Here is a 17,083-nt window from a genome sequence, read left to right on the forward strand (position 1 = left end):
CGAAAGATTCAACGCGCCGCGACCTCGTGCGGCGGCATCACAGGCTCCGGTGCCGTGGCGGGCGGCGTGATCGTATAGCCCGCCTCGCGCAGATGCGCAAGCAGCGAACGGTCGCCGAAGAAGTGCCCCGCACCGACCGCCACGAGGATCGGCCCCTTGCCATAGAAATAGCCGTCCTGCGCCAGCGTGGCCGCGAAAAGATCGGTGCCGCGCGCGAACAGGTATTGGCTGAAATCGTAATGCGCGTCGCTTTCGCCCGGATAGCGCGCGTTCGCCAGACGCTCCAGCGCCGCCGCATCGCCTCTGGCCCACGCCGCCTGAAACGATTCGTACGAGACTTCTCCCGGCGTTTTCGCGCCGTGCAACCCTGCGCACACGCTTTGCAAGAACGCCTCCTGATCGGCGGCGGGCATGTCGTCGAACAGTTGCATGCCCTGCTCCATCGTTTCCAGATAGATCAGCGGAATTTGCCGCCGATGCGCCAGCATTTCCAGTCGCTCGTCGATGCCGGGAAACACCAGCGGCGACGCCGACCTCACAAAATGCACCCGCTTCGAGTCATCGGTGGACCAGCGCCATTGACGCAGACGCACGGCCTGCACCGCAAAGGCCGCCAGCCACGGTTTGGTCTGGAAAAACGCGTGTATGTCAGCGCCGCTGTCGCGCGCGCAGCGCGCAAGCGATTCGGCCGTCATCGAACTCACGTGGTTGGTGAGATTGTCGCTCGCGGGATAGAAGCCAATGCGCCGGACCGTCAGCGTGTCCTCCGGCGTCGGCTTCGTGTGCGTTTCCAGCACGATCGCCTGCACGCCGTCCGCGATCGAGGCAAGTGCTGCGTTCACGCGCGGATCATCGCTCGCGAGAGCGTGGATCGTCGGCAACAGGATCAGGATGGGATGCCCGGGCGAGCGCGCGATCCAGACGGGCGGATGGTCTTGGTCGGCGACGAGCCTGGGCGTGGGCACGGGAACCTGCGTTTGCGCGAGCGTCGCGTTCGCGGCGGCGAACAGCAGCACCGCGCAAAGCGTCGCGCGCCATCTCCCGCGGATATGCCTGCTGCCTGTCATTGTTCGACCCCGCCTGAGGGAAGGCCCGTTCATAGCTTACGCCATGCGATGCGCCGCCTCCGTGCGCCAGGCCACACGTGTGCAGGCGATGCAGAACTACGTGAACATCGTCGAACGCGGCAGCTTCACGCAGGCCGCCGAGGTGCTGCAACTACACCGCCCCACCGTCACCAAGGCCGTACAGCAACTGGAGGTGGAACTGGGCATCCACCTGCTCAACCGCAGCACGCGGCGCGTGAGCACGACAGCCGAAGGCGAGGCGTTCTATCAACGCTGCGTGCCTCTGCTGGCCAACGTCAACGAGACCTTCGCCTCGTTCGCGCAATTCGCGCAGAACCGGCCGCAACCGACGCGTGATGGACTCGAGGTCACGACCGACGCGGCGCACTCAAGCCCGCGATCGACCGCACGTTCGCGTTCGAGCAGATCGCCGACGCGCATCGCTACACGGAAGCGGGCGAGCAGGCCGGCAAGATCGTGGTGACGCTCCAGGCCTTCAACCGGCGGCGCTTTAGCTGCCCTGCGCCGCGCGCGCCTTCGCAAGCACGTCGAGATTGCCTTCGCCGAAACCGTGGTGGCCGCTGCGCTGCACCACTTCGAAAAAGATCTCGCCCGCGCGGCGCTTCACGAAGGTCTGGAAGAACAGGCGCGGCACGCCGTCTGCGCCGATCTCGCCGTCGATCAGGATATGGCGTTTGCGCAGCGCCTCCAGATCGACGCCATGGGCCGGCAGGCGCGCATCGACCGAATCGTAATAGGCGGCGGGCGGCTCGACGAACTCGACGCCGTTCGCCATCAGCGCGTCGATGCACGGCACGATGTCGTCGGTCGCCAGTGCAATGTGCTGCACGCCCTCGCCCGGATGATCGGGCAGATAGTCGTGCATCAGTTGGGTACGGCGCGTGCCTTCCTCATACACGGGAATGCGGATGTCGCCGTCCGGCGACACCATCACGCGCGACTCCTGCGCGACGTGCCAGTTCGCGTTGATCTCGTGGATCTCGCGGAAATGCAGCAGGTCGCGATAAAAATCGAGCCATTCGCCGATACGCCCCGCCCCCACCGTCTGCGTGAGGTGATCGACGCGTTGCAGGCCCGTGCCGCTGTGTTCGAGATCGGCCTGCGCCGTGCTCACGTCGACGGGGCGAAAGTCGATGTCGAAGATCGAAATATCGCCCACGCCGCCGCGCTGGCCGCCACGGCCGCGCCAGCGATCGACGAAATAGATGTGCGAGTCGCCGATGCCCTGAATGGCCGGAATGCGCAACTCGCCCGCGCCGATGCGCTCGCCTTCGTAGGCCCATGCGCCCAGACGCAGCGCGTGCTCGAAGGCGCGCCGCGCGCTCTCCACCCGCACGCCGATCGCGCAGATGCCCATGCCGTACTCCTCGGCATAGCGGGCGGCGAACGAATCGGGTTCGGCGTTGACGAGGAAATTCATCTGGCCCTGACGCCAGAGCGTCACGTCCTTGCTGATATGACGCGCGATGGCCTTGAACCCCAGTTGCGCGAGCTGCGCCGCCAGCGCCGCCGGCTCGGGCGCCGCGAATTCGACGAACTCGAGCCCGGCCATGCCGAGCGGATTGGGCTGCTCCGGCGTGGCGGAAACAGGGTTGGACTGCATGCGGGAAGCTCCTGATATCAGACGATGAAGCGTCGAAAGAAAAACGATGAAACCAGGCGGCGGATACAACCAGAGAGTGCGTGCAGAACGGGCGCGGCGCAAGCCCCGGCGCCTCGTCGTGAACCTCATTGCAAACCCCATTACGGCACCCGGCCGCCGCGCCGCAATTTTAACCAATTCGTACATCACGCCAAGGATGGCGTTACCGCCATGGGCGTGCCGTCCTCCGTGCTAACCCTCAAAGCGTTCGATAATCGCACGTCGATGGGCGATAATCGCGCAAATCGCGCGTTGTGTGCATTGATCCGGCGCGCACGCCGCCCTATGCTCCGTTTCACCGCCGCTGACCACACGATCAGCCACGCGACAAATCAGGCAGAAACATCAGGCAGACCACGCTGCCGGGACTGGAGACAATCTCATGACCCCCACCCTCGAATCCACGGGCGCGGCCGAGCCGTCCAACGCCAGCCGCGCACGCAGCCAGGCGAAGAAAGCGGCGCTTGGCAGCTTCGTCGGCGCCGTCGTCGACTGGTACGACTTCCTGCTCTACGGCATCGTCGCCGCGCTGGTCTTCAACGCCGAATTCTTCCCCGCCATCGGCAAGAATATGGGCACGCTCGCCGCCTTCGCCACCTTCGGCGTGGGCTTCCTGTTCCGGCCGCTGGGCGGCGTGGTGTTCGGCCATTATGGCGACCGCCTCGGGCGCAAGCGCATGCTCGTGCTCACCGTCATGCTGATGGGCCTGTCCACGGTCGCCATCGGCCTGCTGCCCACCTTCGCGACGATCGGCTGGTGGGCGCCCGTGCTGCTCGTGCTGATGCGCGCGATCCAGGGCTTCGCGGTCGGCGGCGAGTGGGGCGGCGCGGCGCTCATGGCCGTCGAAAGCGCGCCCAAGGGCAAGAAAGCGTTCTATAGCAGCGGCGTGCAGGTGGGTTATGGCGTGGGCCTCGTGCTCGCGACCGGCATCGTGGCGCTGCTGAGCCATCTGCTGGGCGAGACGGCGTTCCGCTCGTGGGGCTGGCGTCTGCCCTTCGTCTTCAGCGTCGTGCTGGTGCTGATCGGCCTGTGGGTGCGTTCGAGCATGGACGAGTCGAAGGAATTCGTCGAAAAGGTCGAGCACGGCGATCACAAGCTCAAGATGCCGGTGCTCGAAGCGCTCACGCGCCATCCGAAGGCCTTCCTCTACATCGTCGCGCTGCGCCTGGCCGAACTCTTCACGATGTACATCGTGACGGCCTTCGCGCTGAGCTATTCGACGACCAACCTCGGCCTCTCGCGCGATCTGTTCCTGGGCATTGGCCTCTTTGTCGGCGCGCTGTCGTGCGTGACGATTCCCTGCTTCGCGTGGCTTGCCGACCGCCTCGGCCTGCGCCGCATCTATCTGATCGGCGCGGTGATCGGCCTGGCCAGCGCGGTGCCCTTCTTCCTCGCGCTCGAAGCCCGCTCGACGCTGTGGATCGTGATCTTCTCGGTGGCGCTCGCGAACCTCGCGCACGACATGGTGGTGAGCGTGCAGCAGCCGCTCTTCACCGAACTGTTCGGCGCCGAATACCGCTACAGCGGCGCGGGCGTGGGCTATCAGTTCGCCAGCGTCGTGGGCGGCGGCTTCACGCCGTTCATCGCCGTGGCGCTGGTGGGCGTGGGCAACGGCTCGTGGCATCTGGTGGCCGCGTATCTGGCGCTCGGCTGCCTGATTTCGCTGGTCGTCGCCGCGCGCATGAAGCCCGCGCAGGCCTGATACGACAGACGATTTCGCCGATGAAAAAGAGGCCGGGCGCATGCCCGGCCTTTTGCGCTGATATGCATCACATCGATGCGCACACAACCTTCATGCCGACATGAAAACGACGCCCCCAGCCAGGACCCTCGACAAACGCGACTGGATCGCGGGCCTGGAAAAAGGTCTCGCGATTCTCGAAGCGTTCGACAGCGAGCACGCGCGCATGACCGCGACCCAGGCCGCCGAGCGCACGGGCCTCTCGCGCACGGCCGCGCGGCGCTATCTGCTCACGCTCGAATCGCTGGGCTATGTCCATACCGATGGGCGTCTCTTCGGCCTCACGCCGCGCGTGTTGCGGGTGGGCTGGTCGTATTTCGATTCGGCGCGCCTGCCGCGCACCGTGCAGCCTTATCTTCAGCAATTGAGCGCGACGCTCAACGAATCGGCCTACGTGAGCGTGCTCGACGGCTGGGATCTGGTCGTGATCGCGCGCAACGGCGTCTCGCGCGTGATGACGACGGGCTTCGTGCTGGGTGCGCGCGTGCCCGCGCCGCTGATCTCGCCAGGCGTCGTGCTGCTCGCCTACAAGGAAGACCAGCAGGCGGTTTCCGCATGGCTAGACGGCGTGGAGCTCACGCCCTTCACGCCACACACGCTCACGAGCGCGACGCGTCTGCGCGAAAAAATCGTACGGGCGCGCGCCGATGGCTACGCACTCATCGAACAGCAATTGCAGGTGGGCGTGCGCGGCGTGGCGGTGCCGCTGCGCAACCGTGGCGGCGAGGTGATCGCCGCGTTGAGCACGAATATGTCGATCGGCAACGAAAGCCCGGAGGCCGCCGTGCAGCGCGTGCTGCCGCATCTGCAGGAAACCGCGCTGGCGATGTTGAATGTGCTCTAGCCGGGCGCGCTGTCAGGCCGCCTCGGCGACGATCCAGGCCTCGAACAGACGCATCGCCGGCGTCATCGCGCGCGATTCCAGGCTCGTGAGCCAGTAACTGCCTGTGGGCACCTCGATATCAAAGGGCCGTGCAAGCAGCCCGGCCTGCAATTCGCGCGCGAACATGCGCGCGGGCGCGAGCGCCACGCCCGCGCCCTGCATCGCCGCCTCGGCCATCAGCCGCGACGAATCGAAGATCGGCCCGCTCACCGTCCACGATTCGATCCCGGCCGCGTCGAACCAGCGCAGCCATTCGTCGGTGCGATAGGAGCGCAGCAGCGTCTCGCGCGACAGATCCTCGGGACGGCGCAGACGCTGGGCGATCTCAGGCGCGCACAGCACCGCCAGCGGCGCGTCGAGCAAACGTGTGTTCTGCGTCGCGGGCCATTTGCCTTCGCCGAAACGAATCGCGAAATCCAGTCCCTCGCCCGCCAGATCGACGAGATTGTTGTTGGTGAGCAGCCGCAATTCCACGAACGGATGGGCCTCGCGAAACGATTTGAGGCGCGGCATCAGCCAGCCGATCGCGAACGTCCCCACCACGCCCACCGTCAGCACCTCGCGCAGGCGGCCGCCCTCGAACTGCTTGAGCACGCCCTCGATGCGGCCGAACGCGTCGCTCAACACGGGCAGGAGCGCGCGCGCCTCGTCGGTCATGCCGAGGCCGCGCGGCAGCCGCCGGAACAGCGGCACGCCGAGCCAGTCTTCGAGCATGCGCACCTGCTGGCTGACGGCGGCCTGCGTCACTTTCAGTTCGAGCCCCGCGCGCGTGAAGCTCAGATGGCGCGCGGACGCCTCGAAGGCGCGCAGCGCATGCAGTGGCACATTGGGACGCATGGACGATCCATAAGTTTTGCTTTTAGGTAAGGCAAATTATCATCGCTTGTCGAGGGAGCGGCAACGCCAGAGAATGCACGGCATAGAACGCATTCAATGCTTCTTCAACCCAACCATGCCGAAGAAAATGAAAATCGAGATAAAAGCGATGCTGATGGCTCTGACCTGTGCGGCGGCGACCGCGCACGCGGCACAAGTGGCACAAACCAGCGTGAAAACCGCGGTCGATGCCGCGATCGAACCCTTGCAGGCGAAGTACGGGATTCCAGGCGTGGCGGTCGGCATCAGCGTGGACGGCAAGCACGCGTTCTACCACTACGGCGTGGCATCGAAGGCGACGCATACGCGCGTGGACGACAACACGCTATTCGAAATCGGCTCCGTGACCAAGACCGTGACGGCCACGCTGGCCTGCTACGCGCAGACGCAAGGCAAGCTGTCGTTCTCCGCGAGCGCCAGCGACTATGTGAGCGCACTGCGCGGCAGCGTGTTCGACCATGTGAGCGTGCTCAACCTCGGCACGCATACCTCCGGCCTGCCGCTCTTCGTGCCGGACGCCGTGACCAACGACGCGCAGATGAACGCGTGGCTGCGCGCCTGGCAACCGGACAGCCCGGCGGGCACGCAGCGCGTCTATTCGAACATCGGCATCGGTCTGTTGGGCCGCGCGGCGGCGCACAGCCTGGGTGTGACGCAGCGCGAAGCCGTCGAGCAGCAATTGCTGCCCGCCTTCGGCATGACGCATACGTGGCTGCGCGTGCCGCCCGCGAGCGAGGCGCACTACGCACAGGGCTACGACAAAACCGATACGCCCAAACGCATGAATCCCGGCGTTTTCGACGATGAAGCCTATGGCGTGCGCACGACCGCGCCTGACCTCGTGCGCTATCTCGACGTCAATATGGGTCTTGTGCCGCTCGCCCCCGCGTGGCGGCGCGCGATCGACTGCACGCACATGGGCTACTACACGGCGGGCCCGTTCACACAGGATTTCGTGTGGGAACAGTACCCGTGGCCCGTGTCGCTCGACACGCTCCAGCGCGGTAACAGCCCCGACGCCATCCTCAAGCCGATGCCCGCGCACGCGCTCACGCCGCCGCTGGCGCCGCAGGCCGACGCGCTCATCAACAAGACCGGCTCGACCAACGGCTTCTCGACTTACGTGGCGTATGTGCCCGCGCGGCACATCGGCGTGGTGATACTCGCGAACAAGGCTTATCCGAATGAGGCGCGCGTGAGCGCGGCCTATGCGATTCTGAAGGCACTCGATCAGTCGAAGTAGCGGCGTTGACCGATCGACGCGGCTGGCCGGAGCAGGCTATCATCGATCCATCAATAACCCATCAATCCGGGACAGGCCGTGGCCCATCGTTTTCTCATCAAGGAGATCGCCCTTCAGGCTGGGGTGGGCGTCGCGACCGTCGATCGCGTGATCAACGATCGCGGCAACGTGCGCGTGCAAACGCGTATGCGCGTCGAGCAGGCCATCAAGGAACTCGAACAGCAGGAGCGCTATTCGGGCACGACGGGCCGCAAGCTGATCGTCGACGTGATCGTGGAGGCTCCCCGCCGCTTTGCCGATGAAATCCGTGATGCGCTCGAAGCCGAACTTCCCACGCTCCAGCCGGCCCTGTTCCGTCCGCGCCTGCTCCTGCAGGAAACCATGACCACGCAGGAGGTCGTCGCGGCGCTGCGCGCGATCGCCCAGCGCGGCAGCCACGGCGTCCTCCTGAAGGCCCGCGATGTCCCCGAAATTGCCGATGCCATCGGCGAACTCAAACGCTGCGGCATTCCGGTGGTCACGATATTCACCGACCTCCCGCTCTCCGGAAGAATCGCGTACGCGGGCTCCGATAACCGGGTGGCGGGCGCGACGGCGGCTTACCTGCTCGGTCAATGGCTTGGCGCCCGGCGTGGGCGCGTCCTCATCACGATGAGCGACGAGCGCTTTCGCGGCGAAGAGGAGCGCGAAATCAGCTTTCGCCGCGCGCTGCGAAGCCGCTATCCACAGCTTGAATTGATCGACGCAAGCGGCGGACACGGACTCGACACGCCCACAGAAAAACTCGTCAAAAAGGCGCTAGCGGCGTACGTGGATATTCTCGCGGTCTATTCGATGGGCGGCGGCAACCGCGCGATCCTGCGCGCGCTCGATGCGCGGGGAAAACCGCCAAAGTGCTACATCGGGCACGACCTGGACCGCGACAATTTCGAATTGCTTCGCGAAGGCAAAATTCACGCGATCCTGTATCACGACTTGCGGCAGGATATGCGCGCGGCGTGCCAGCACATCATGCACTTTCACAGGATGCTGCCCGAGTCGGCGGTCTCGGCATCGTCATCGATCGTCGTGGTCACGCCTGAAAATATTCCGGAGCATGTCGCCGCCCGATTCCGACGATAGCGCGGCATGGCGATCGACTATACTGGGCATTTTGTGAACGAAATGTCCGCTACCTCTTCTACGCAGCCGATCCAACCGGGTAACGTCTTCAAGGACAACCTCGCGCAACTGCCCGCCATCGACGGCATCGAGCGCATCGATCTGGTCAACGGCCAGGGCGCGGTAGTCTCGACGATCGAAAACAAGCCGGGCAAGCAAGGCTCGCTGGCTGTCTACCATTACCTGCAGCTGGCATTCGGCACGCTCGACGCGAAGGCCGCCGAGCACGGTCTCGCCGTGTTCGCCGAGCACACCGCCGACGCCCGCAACCGTCCCGGCGCCCATCCGAATGTCGATCGTCTGCTGGAAGTCGCGGCAGGCGGCGAAGCGCTGCGCATCGACGTGATCGCCGCAGCCTGACGCTGCTTCGCACAAGCGGCGGCACGCTGCCGCCGCTTGCTGACTGACGGGCGACACCGAATGGGTTTCGTTGTGCCTGCAACTGCCTGCCGCCTGCCGGACCGGACCCGCATCCTGGTCATCACGGAATGGGATCGCTCGAACACGACCATCGAGCGCCCCAATGACACCGTGCGTCATGCAGACGGCTGGAGTGCCTGGAGAGCAACCACTTTTTTTGAAGAACCGGAAGCCGGACCAGAAGTACAGCCCGGTGCGCCAGCGTCCGAACTCTGCCTGTTCGCCTGCGTGGCAAGGGCCGAGAGTACGGCGTGAGCTTCGAGTCCGAAGCGGCACACAAGCTGCCCACACCTGGAAAGCTTCGTGGCCTGTTCCGGCGTCAGCGTTGCGAGAATCCCGGCCGCTTCTTTCGAACCCACTCCCAGACTGGCCATACCGGTCGCCCAGTCCTCGTACAAAAGACGCTGTGCAAGCAGCACGTACGACCGGTTTAACTCCTCGATATCGACCAGCGATTCGAAGTGCCGACCGAATATCTTATCCACGGCCGCGCCCTCCGCATCGCTCCGAACACCTTCCCGAAATCATGATAAGGATTCCTTCTGGACAGAGGAAAATTCGACACTCGTCCCCGATACGGTTTTGCCCCCGTGCGATCCGTCGCCACCCCGACGATCGCGTCCTATGCCCCGGCAAGATGATCAAGGACTTTGTCGATCACACCCCGTTGTTCGGAAGCTAACAAATTACCGTGCAATCGCCTGAGATTGCCAAGCACTTCGAATAAATTGTGTAGAGCCTCGGGTGTCGTACTCGTCAATGGCCACGCGTGCATCAGATAGGCCAGCGCCATGATGTTTCGTTGCTCACAAAAGCAGTCGAACAAATACGTACAACGTCGGTCGACGACCTCAAGGTTCTCGCTGGTGGCCCACTGGACCGGCTTGATGTGCAATTCGTGAGACATGCCTTCGCCCCGTCAAAACCTGCTTCAGTCTGGAAACGCCATTATCAGTAGGAATCCTGATACTTCGGCGCAACTTTAACCCGGCCGCAGGCCCATCATCCTAGAACGTTTCCCATTCCTCTTTCTGGTGTACCTTCTGACTGCTCAACAATGCGACGCGTGCAGGTTCGCGGCGACGACCAGGCGATGACAACGCAGCAATCACTGGACGCGCGCGCGGCGCGGTCTCGATGCGCCGGATAGCCACGCTGTCCGCACCTGACGGGATCTCGCCCTGCATCTGGGCGATTCTGAAAGCGCCGACGGCCCGTTTCAGTCTTGCCGCCTGATCGTCGAGCGACTGAGACGCCGCGGCAGCTTCCTCGACCAGCGCCGCGTTGCGTTGTGTCACCTCGTCCATTTGCGTGATCGCCAGCCCCACCTGCTCGATCCCTCTGCTTTGCTCACCCGACGCTGCGGCGATCTCGCCGATGATGTGGCTCACGCGCCCCACCGCGGCTATGACCTCTTCCATCGTGGCTCCCGCTTCGCCGACCAGTTGCCTGCCGGCGCCTACGCGCGCCACGGATGTGTGAATGAGCTCCTTGATCTCCTTCGACGCGGCGGAAGAGCGTTGAGCCAGCGCGCGGACTTCGCCCGCCACCACGGCGAAACCGCGGCCCTGCTCGCCGGCGCGCGCCGCTTCGACAGCTGCATTGAGCGCAAGGATATTGGTCTGGAATGCGATGCCTTCGATGATGCCGATGATCTCGGCGATTTTCGACGAGCTGTCGTCGATTTCGGTCATGGTCCTGACGACCTTCGCAACCGCCTCATTGCCACGCCCCGCGGTCTCCGCCGCAGCCACCGCCACCGAACTCGCCTCGCGCGCATTCTCCGCGTTGTGGTGAACCGTACCCGTGAGTTGCTCCATGCTTGAGGCAGTCTCCTGCAGCGACGCGGCCTGCTGCTCCGTGCGCGAAGAAAGGTCGATGTTGCCCGCGGCGATTTCGCCCGACGCGACCGCCACCGCGTCCGCCGAGGAACGCGCCTCGTGCATCGCTTCGGCAATGCGCGCCATGAGATGATTGAATGCCGCGGCCGCAAGCCCGATCTCGTCCTTGCTCTCCGTCACCACACGCTTGCTGAGATCGAGCGTCGTGCTCGCCTGTTCGAGCGTCGACTGCATCGTCGTCAGCGCTCGCTGAATCGAGCGCGACAGCATCAGGATCCAGCCGACGACGAGCACCATACCCGCCACCATGACGGAAACGCAAATGTCGAAGACGCTGTCACTCTCCCGCGCCGCTTCGGCTTCGGCTTCCTGCGCGCCACGCTCCGATACGCCGACGAATGACTCAAGACGGGCCTGCAATGGAAGGAATCCTGAACGATAGAGAGCACTCACCTGATCGGTGGCCGTCTTCGGATCGTGAGCGGCCAGATCCAGGAGCTGGCGTGATTGCTTGTCATAGTCGGTCCAGTTGGCCATTATCGACCTTAGCGCATCCTGGCGATCCGCCGAGCGTAGCGACTGGTTGACGATGGCGGACCATTTGGCGATGTTGGCGTCAGCGTTGTCGAAGATCCGCTTCGTGTCGTCCGACGCAGGATCGAGCTGGATGGTCGAGAATGCGCTGGCCTTGATTTCCGTAACGCCGCGAACCTGAAGTTCCTGGCGATGCGACGTTTGCTGCACCTCCAGCAGCGAATGGATGCCCGTCACCACCACGGCCAGGATGCATCCCATAGCCGCCAGGGTAATGACCATCAGTATCCGAAGCTTCAGTCGTATCGTCATAAGATTCGCTCACTTCACCATGCTCAAGGAGTGCTCGCCGTTGCCACGGTCCGGGGTCGAACCTGCCGCGAGCGTAGCCCCAGACTAGCTCATCCTCGCAGTCAGCTGAAAGCGTAAAAGTACTCAGGCAGCGTGGTGATTCATTGCGGACCGCGCCATCGTATACGCGCAACGGCCGATGTCATGAGGCGAGAGCCCGGCGTATCGTTTCGGCGAGTTCTCCCGGGGCGAATTTCGACAGATAGCTCGTCGCGCCAGCGTTGCGCACATGCGCTTCGTTCGCCGCGCCGGTGAGCGAAGAATGGATCACGACGGGGATGTCATGCGTGCGCGCATCGCCACGGATACGCCGCGTCAGCATGAAACCGTCCATCTCCGGCATTTCGAGGTCGGTCAGCACGAGTGCGATCCGCTCCCTCGCGCGCTGGCCCGCCGCCTCGGCCTCATGCGCGATGCGGTCCAGCACGTTCCAGGCCTCCAGGCCAGTTTTTGCCATGATGTACTCCACACCCATCGCTCCAAGCCCCTGCTCGATGTGCTTGCGCGCGAATGCCGAATCGTCCGCGGCAAGAATTCGTGCCCCGGCGGGGAGCACGGCGGGCGCGCCCACGTCTTCAGGTTCCACGTTGCGATGCAGGTCCGGAAACACGTCGCGCAGCACCTGCTCGACGTCCACCACAAGAGCCAGTCTCGGACTCTCCCGATTGCCATCGATCCGCGCGATACTCGTGACACGGTCGCCACCCGCCACGTTTTCGGCGCTCAGCACATGCCCCCAGTCGAGCCGCACGATGTCGTCGACCTCTTCCACCGCGAAGCCTTGAATCGAGCGGGCAAATTCCGCGACGAGCAATATGTTTCTCCCGCGCACCGGGTTGCACCCCATCAGAACGGGCAAGTCGATCACCGGGATCGTCTGCCCGCGTATCTCAGCCGCCCCGAGCACGTAAGGCGAGGACGCCGCAATAGGCGTCACCCGCGGCATGGACATGATCTCGCGGATCTTGAATACGTTGATGCCGTAGAGTTCGTGTTCACCGCCGCCCGGGGCGCAGCCGAGGCGGAACAGCAGAAGCTCCAGATTGTTCGATCGCGTCAGGCTGGTACGCTCGTCTACCGAAAAGTGCTCTGCCGCCATGGCGGTGACTCCAGGGTTGATTTCAGTTTCGCGTGAGGCGCGCCCGGCAAACGGCACGCCCCGGCCAAGGGCGGTGCCATCGCGCCATGGGTTCCGCGCCCTCACCCACGATAACCATGAAGCGTCGCCGGCCAGGAGAGTAGAACTACTCCTGCACCGACCCCGGGTGGCCCGAAGCTCTGGCCTGAGCCGCGAGCACTGCGCGCATGGCGGCGAACAGACGTGCGAGATCGGACTCGAATACCGCGACTTCGTCGTAACAGGCGTCACTGCCGGCCAGTTTGACATCGAGCGCTGTACAACGCCCCATGAGTTCCTTCGCGCCTAACAGGCCTAGCTTCGACTTGAGCGTGTGCAACACGCAACGCACGCGAGGCGTATCGTTTTGCGCAATTGCTTCGTGCAAGCGTGACCGAATGTCGGACCGATCGGCCAGTATGCGTTGCACGAGTTTCAGGTACAGGTCCGCTCGCCCGAGCACATTCGTGACGCCCGCGTCGACATCAAGCTCGGGGACAGCCCGCAATGCGGCCACCGCGCCGCCCTCGTCCTGCGTCGCGACGGGCCATTCCTGCGTTTCGAAGTGCGGCAGCAGCCGGTGCGTCCCCCGCAGCCACCGCGCGATCGCCGCATACAGTTGTCCCGGAACGACAGGCTTCGGAATAAGGTCGTTCATGCCCGCCGTCCTGCAGCGCTCCCGGTCGCCGTCGTCCTCGCTCGCCGTCAGCGCCAACACCGGCAGATTCGCAAATCGCGCATCCTCGCGGATGCGCGCCACCGTCCTGAGACCATCCATGACCGGCATGTGAAGATCCAGCAGAACAATGTCGAAAGGCGCCGCTTCGAGCGCGCGCAACGCCGCAGCGCCGTCGTCCACCGTCGTCACGTGCATCAGCACGAGTTCGAGCAGTTCCTTGACCACCTCCCGGTTGATCGCATTGTCCTCGGCAAGCAGGACACGTCGGCCGCTCAACAGGGGCCATACTGCGTGGCCGGACAACATCGAATAAGGGTTCCGGCCGGATTCGTCCTCGCGCGGGTGCGGCTCGGCCCGGTCGTCGGGCAACGCCGCCGTTGGCGCGATGTTGAGCGTGAGGCTGAGCGAAAAAGTGCTGCCGGCATCAGGCGAGCTCGTAACCCCAACACGGCCGCCCATCAATTCCGCAAGACTCTTGCTGATCGCGAGCCCGAGACCCGCGCCCTGGAAACGGCGTTCGTTGAAGTCATCCAGTTGATGAAACGGCGTAAACAGCGAGGCCAACGCTTCTTCCGGAATGCCGACACCCGTATCCTCAACCTCGAAACGGACCTCGACGCGATGGGGGCCTGCACTTCCCGCGTTCGCCCGCAGGATCACATGGCCTTCATCCGTGAACTTGATCGCATTGCTAATGAAATTGATCAGTATCTGTTCAATACGCAGCGCGTTGCCGATCAGCCGGTCCGGCAAAGCCGCCGACACCTCCGACCATAAGCCAATATTCTTGCCCGCCGCACTGTCGGCAAACAGTGATTGAACCCGCTCGCACATATCGCCGATCGAAAACTGGGCGGTACCCACCGACAATTTTCCGGCCTCGATTCGAGAGAAATCGAGCACGTCGTTCAGGATGGCGAGCAGATGCTGGCAAGACTCATCGATGCGCGCGAGAAACGCACCCAGCTTTCCGCTCCGGTTGATCTGTCTTGCCAGATACGTCATACCAATGATGCCGTTCAGTGGCGTGCGTATCTCATGACTGACGTTCGCGACAAAGCGCGATTTGGCCTGCGCGGCCGCTTCGGCAGCCTCGCGCGCCTCGCTCAATTCGCGCGTGCGCTGCTCGACCTTGAACTCCAGGGTCTTCGTGAGCAGTTCCAACTCGCGTTGGGTGTGCTCCTGCTGCGTAATGTCGGCGATCACCATGCCGACGCCGACCATGCGCGCAGAATCGGGCTCGGTCAGCGGAAAAGCAACGAGACGGAATATGCCCCGCGTCGTCCCCTTCGACGCCAACCTGTGCACTGAAGCCTCGGTCACGCCTGTCTGCATCACATGGTGCTGCGCGCGTCGGCAAATGGCCGCCATCTGGCGGTTCGGCAAGCTTTGCCAGACCGGTGAATTCGTAGGGGCCTCGTCACTCATCCCCATGAATGCCCTGAATGCGGTATTCGCGTCGATCACCCTCTCCTGCGTCGTCACGCACGCAAGACCAAGCGGCACGTTTTCGCAGAACGCGCGCCAGCGCGCGTTATTGGCCTGCAAAACCCGGCGGCTGCGCCAATGCAGGGCGGCCAGCAGCGCAATGAGCGTGGCCGCTACCGCGGTCAAGCCGACAATGGCGTTGCGAAAGAGGGTGTACGGACCATATGCTTCGTTATCCTCCATTTCGACCACCAGCCCGAACTCCTCCTCGGGAAACCAGTAGCCCTCGCCGATCATGCGGCGGCCCGCATTGCCGCGGTAACCGTCGAGCACGCCCGTCCTGCCGGCCCCCGCGCGGCGCATGCGGTCGAGCAGCGCCGGCGGCGCGCGTGATCCGGTTGAAGGCGTGGAGGCTCCGTGCAGCGTGTGTCGGTCCGCCCCTGGCCGAAGCGTCCCAACACCGCCGACGACACGTTGCGGCGACAGAATCCGCCCAGCGGCATCGACGATATATGCCTGCCCGGTGTTGCCGACCCAGCCTACCCTTAGCGTCTCGAACAGGCGAACATCCGGGTCGAGCCGCAAACAGAGAAAGCCAACCAGCCCATGCCTGTCGTCGACTCTGGCGCAAGCCAACTGATACAACGTGCCCGCGGGCGCATTCCCGGCAGGAAAGAAAATGGGGTAAGCCGCTGCGATCGGCCGCGTAAACGCGTGGCCTGCGGCTGCGGCGATCGACAGTGCGCGCGCGGCGACAGGCTCCACCTGCTGGCCCACGTAGGCCTCGCTGCTTGCCGCAACGATCGTCAGGTCGGGGCGAATCACGCTGTACCCCGCGAAGCCCCGGCTTCGGTATATTGGCGTGATCCACGCCTCGTACCTGTGCTGCAAGACGCGGTTACGCGGGTTCTGCACGAGCGCTCTCGCCACTTCGATCTGGTACGGGTTCGCCGCAATGGTCTGTATGCGGTCGAGCGAGTCGTCCTTCAGCGTCTCCATGGTTCTGACGACGGCGTCCAGCGTGGACTCCGTGAACAAGGCCGTGCGCTCGCGTTCGCGGGACGCCGAGACCGCAAGCGTGTACACGCTGATGAGGAGCAGCACAACTACTGCAACGGCCGTCACCGACACGGTAGACCAGCTACCTGCGCGAAAAAACTGACGAAACTTCACGAAAGTATGAAGCTGCATGGCTCACCGGAATGCGTCGGCGCCTCGCCCTGCTTCGACCTCGCATCACGACGGCGACGAAGCGAAAACCTGGTTGAGGTCGCAGAAAAGACGTACGAGCTCGACCGTGGAGCCGACATGGAGTTTCTCCGAGATGCGCGCGCGATGATTCTCGACGGTACGAGTGCTGATGCCGAGTTCGCTTGATATCTCGCGGCTCGAACGGCCCGCAACCACCAGGTTGGCGATCTGCCGCTCCTTCAAGGTGAGCTGCGCCATACGTGCGGCGCGTGCGGCCCTTCGCATGCGTTCGAGGTGGAGCCCGCGACTGTATTCCAGCGCCTTCGCCACCTTCTCGCGCAACTGGATACCGTCGACAGGCTTTTCGAGGAAATCGAAAGCCCCTGCCTTGATGGCCTCCACGACCGCCGACACTTCGGAGTATGCCGAAACAAAAATGATAGGCAGACAGGCACCGGCTGCCACGAGTTCACGCTGCAAGTCGAGTCCACCGGTTTGCGGCATACGCAAATCGCAGATCAAACACTCGTATGGCCCGGGACTATAGCTATCGAGAAACGCTCGCGCGCACGTAAACACCTTGAAACTCAAAGCTACTCCCCTGAGCAACTCCTGGTACAGCCAAAGCACCAGATCGTCATCGTCGACGATGTAAATCGTAGCTACGCCACCACTCACCAAACAAACTCCCGTCCTTTCAAACCCTATATTTTTGAAGTGCTTACTGTCTTTGAAACCCCGTTGACAACGCGCTCGCCGCCAGACCGGCTCATTGCTTTGTCGGCAAATTGATCGGGGACTTGAGCCAAATTCAAGGTGCCCCATTTGAGCGGCGCCAGGGCATTGGCGCAATCCCTGCATGTCCAGTTCGAACGCGTTGGGACTTGC

At 63.8% G+C, this 17,083-nt stretch carries 14 protein-coding genes and 2 pseudogenes; 7 read left to right on the forward strand and 9 right to left on the reverse strand.

The features are described from left to right. Positions 1-8 precede the first annotated feature (8 nt). Complete coding sequence (locus tag B0G62_RS13115; protein ID WP_167401242.1) at positions 9-1,067, reverse strand: TraB/GumN family protein; 1,059 nt, start codon at positions 1,065-1,067, stop codon at positions 9-11. A gap of 88 nt (positions 1,068-1,155) precedes the next feature. On the opposite strand from B0G62_RS13115, the pseudogene B0G62_RS32155 reads away from it, so the two are divergent. Then, positions 1,156-1,314 (forward strand): annotated as a pseudogene (locus B0G62_RS32155) (helix-turn-helix domain-containing protein); the annotation flags it as partial. 134 nt (positions 1,315-1,448) lie between these two features. Beyond that, positions 1,449-1,556, forward strand: a pseudogene (locus B0G62_RS32160) (zinc-binding dehydrogenase); the annotation flags it as partial. A gap of 22 nt (positions 1,557-1,578) precedes the next feature. Here B0G62_RS32160 and B0G62_RS13125 read toward each other — a convergent pair. Beyond that, positions 1,579-2,691, reverse strand: coding sequence for a 4-hydroxyphenylpyruvate dioxygenase family protein (locus tag B0G62_RS13125; RefSeq protein ID WP_103704615.1), 1,113 nt, complete (start codon positions 2,689-2,691; stop codon positions 1,579-1,581). Between the two features lie 421 nt (positions 2,692-3,112). Here B0G62_RS13125 and shiA point away from each other — a divergent pair, with 421 nt between their 5' ends. Together shiA and B0G62_RS13135 are read left to right on the forward strand one after the other, a co-directional pair. Beyond that, positions 3,113-4,432 (forward strand): shikimate transporter, encoded by a 1,320-nt coding sequence (shiA, locus tag B0G62_RS13130; protein WP_103704616.1) that lies wholly within the window; start codon positions 3,113-3,115, stop codon positions 4,430-4,432. 100 nt (positions 4,433-4,532) lie between these two features. Next, positions 4,533-5,315, forward strand: a complete 783-nt coding sequence (locus tag B0G62_RS13135) for an IclR family transcriptional regulator domain-containing protein (protein WP_103704617.1) — start codon at positions 4,533-4,535, stop codon at positions 5,313-5,315. A gap of 12 nt (positions 5,316-5,327) precedes the next feature. On the opposite strand, the gene B0G62_RS13140 is transcribed toward B0G62_RS13135, so the two are convergent. Continuing rightward, on the reverse strand, positions 5,328-6,191 hold the full coding sequence (locus B0G62_RS13140; RefSeq protein ID WP_103704618.1) for a LysR family transcriptional regulator: 864 nt from the start codon (positions 6,189-6,191) through the stop codon (positions 5,328-5,330). 115 nt (positions 6,192-6,306) lie between these two features. Here B0G62_RS13140 and ampC point away from each other — a divergent pair, with 115 nt between their 5' ends. From ampC to B0G62_RS13155, 3 genes are all read left to right on the forward strand, one after another. Beyond that, positions 6,307-7,473: a class C beta-lactamase gene (gene ampC, locus B0G62_RS13145; protein ID WP_167401243.1), complete on the forward strand. Its 1,167-nt coding sequence runs from the start codon at positions 6,307-6,309 to the stop codon at positions 7,471-7,473. 381 nt (positions 7,474-7,854) lie between these two features. Then, positions 7,855-8,595 carry a substrate-binding domain-containing protein gene (locus tag B0G62_RS13150; protein ID WP_244193229.1) on the forward strand — a complete coding sequence of 247 codons (741 nt, stop codon included), beginning with the start codon at positions 7,855-7,857 and terminating at the stop codon, positions 8,593-8,595. A gap of 42 nt (positions 8,596-8,637) precedes the next feature. Continuing rightward, complete coding sequence (locus tag B0G62_RS13155) at positions 8,638-8,994, forward strand: DUF2322 family protein (protein ID WP_103704725.1); 357 nt, start codon at positions 8,638-8,640, stop codon at positions 8,992-8,994. 176 nt (positions 8,995-9,170) lie between these two features. Here the strand turns inward: B0G62_RS13155 and B0G62_RS13160 are convergent, their stop codons facing one another. From B0G62_RS13160 to B0G62_RS13185, 6 genes are all read right to left on the reverse strand, one after another. Next, positions 9,171-9,539, reverse strand: a complete 369-nt coding sequence (locus B0G62_RS13160; RefSeq protein WP_244193219.1) for a flagellar transcriptional regulator FlhD — start codon at positions 9,537-9,539, stop codon at positions 9,171-9,173. A gap of 137 nt (positions 9,540-9,676) precedes the next feature. Beyond that, positions 9,677-9,961, reverse strand: a complete 285-nt coding sequence (locus B0G62_RS13165) for a hypothetical protein (protein WP_103704620.1) — start codon at positions 9,959-9,961, stop codon at positions 9,677-9,679. A gap of 100 nt (positions 9,962-10,061) precedes the next feature. Beyond that, the gene (locus B0G62_RS13170) at positions 10,062-11,711 is read right to left on the reverse strand and encodes a methyl-accepting chemotaxis protein (protein ID WP_279629752.1); all 1,650 of its coding nucleotides are present in this window, start codon (positions 11,709-11,711) and stop codon (positions 10,062-10,064) included. Between the two features lie 211 nt (positions 11,712-11,922). Continuing rightward, positions 11,923-12,879, reverse strand: a complete 957-nt coding sequence (locus B0G62_RS13175; RefSeq protein WP_103704622.1) for a chemotaxis protein CheV — start codon at positions 12,877-12,879, stop codon at positions 11,923-11,925. A 145-nt stretch (positions 12,880-13,024) separates the two neighbouring features. Next, positions 13,025-16,195, reverse strand: coding sequence for an ATP-binding protein (locus tag B0G62_RS13180; RefSeq protein ID WP_103704623.1), 3,171 nt, complete (start codon positions 16,193-16,195; stop codon positions 13,025-13,027). Between the two features lie 45 nt (positions 16,196-16,240). Further along, positions 16,241-17,056 carry a response regulator transcription factor gene (locus tag B0G62_RS13185; RefSeq protein WP_322789233.1) on the reverse strand — a complete coding sequence of 272 codons (816 nt, stop codon included), beginning with the start codon at positions 17,054-17,056 and terminating at the stop codon, positions 16,241-16,243. Between the last annotated feature and the right edge of the window lie 27 nt (positions 17,057-17,083).

The organism is Paraburkholderia eburnea, from assembly GCF_002917095.1.
Classification (GTDB): Bacteria; Pseudomonadota; Gammaproteobacteria; order Burkholderiales; family Burkholderiaceae; genus Paraburkholderia; species Paraburkholderia eburnea.

What these genes read in the sequence shown, in the direction of transcription:
- B0G62_RS13115 (WP_167401242.1), bottom strand. Translation starts at nt 1,067, where the DNA reads ATGACAGGCAGCAGGCATATCCGCGGGAGATGGCGCGCGACGCTTTGC.
- B0G62_RS13125 (WP_103704615.1), bottom strand. Translation starts at nt 2,691, where the DNA reads ATGCAGTCCAACCCTGTTTCCGCCACGCCGGAGCAGCCCAATCCGCTC.
- shiA (WP_103704616.1), top strand. Translation starts at nt 3,113, where the DNA reads ATGACCCCCACCCTCGAATCCACGGGCGCGGCCGAGCCGTCCAACGCC.
- B0G62_RS13135 (WP_103704617.1), top strand. Translation starts at nt 4,533, where the DNA reads ATGAAAACGACGCCCCCAGCCAGGACCCTCGACAAACGCGACTGGATC.
- B0G62_RS13140 (WP_103704618.1), bottom strand. Translation starts at nt 6,191, where the DNA reads ATGCGTCCCAATGTGCCACTGCATGCGCTGCGCGCCTTCGAGGCGTCC.
- ampC (WP_167401243.1), top strand. Translation starts at nt 6,307, where the DNA reads ATGCCGAAGAAAATGAAAATCGAGATAAAAGCGATGCTGATGGCTCTG.
- B0G62_RS13150 (WP_244193229.1), top strand. Translation starts at nt 7,855, where the DNA reads ATGACCACGCAGGAGGTCGTCGCGGCGCTGCGCGCGATCGCCCAGCGC.
- B0G62_RS13155 (WP_103704725.1), top strand. Translation starts at nt 8,638, where the DNA reads ATGTCCGCTACCTCTTCTACGCAGCCGATCCAACCGGGTAACGTCTTC.
- B0G62_RS13165 (WP_103704620.1), bottom strand. Translation starts at nt 9,961, where the DNA reads ATGTCTCACGAATTGCACATCAAGCCGGTCCAGTGGGCCACCAGCGAG.
- B0G62_RS13170 (WP_279629752.1), bottom strand. Translation starts at nt 11,711, where the DNA reads ATGGTCATTACCCTGGCGGCTATGGGATGCATCCTGGCCGTGGTGGTG.
- B0G62_RS13175 (WP_103704622.1), bottom strand. Translation starts at nt 12,879, where the DNA reads ATGGCGGCAGAGCACTTTTCGGTAGACGAGCGTACCAGCCTGACGCGA.
- B0G62_RS13180 (WP_103704623.1), bottom strand. Translation starts at nt 16,195, where the DNA reads ATGCAGCTTCATACTTTCGTGAAGTTTCGTCAGTTTTTTCGCGCAGGT.
- B0G62_RS13185 (WP_322789233.1), bottom strand. Translation starts at nt 17,056, where the DNA reads ATGCAGGGATTGCGCCAATGCCCTGGCGCCGCTCAAATGGGGCACCTT.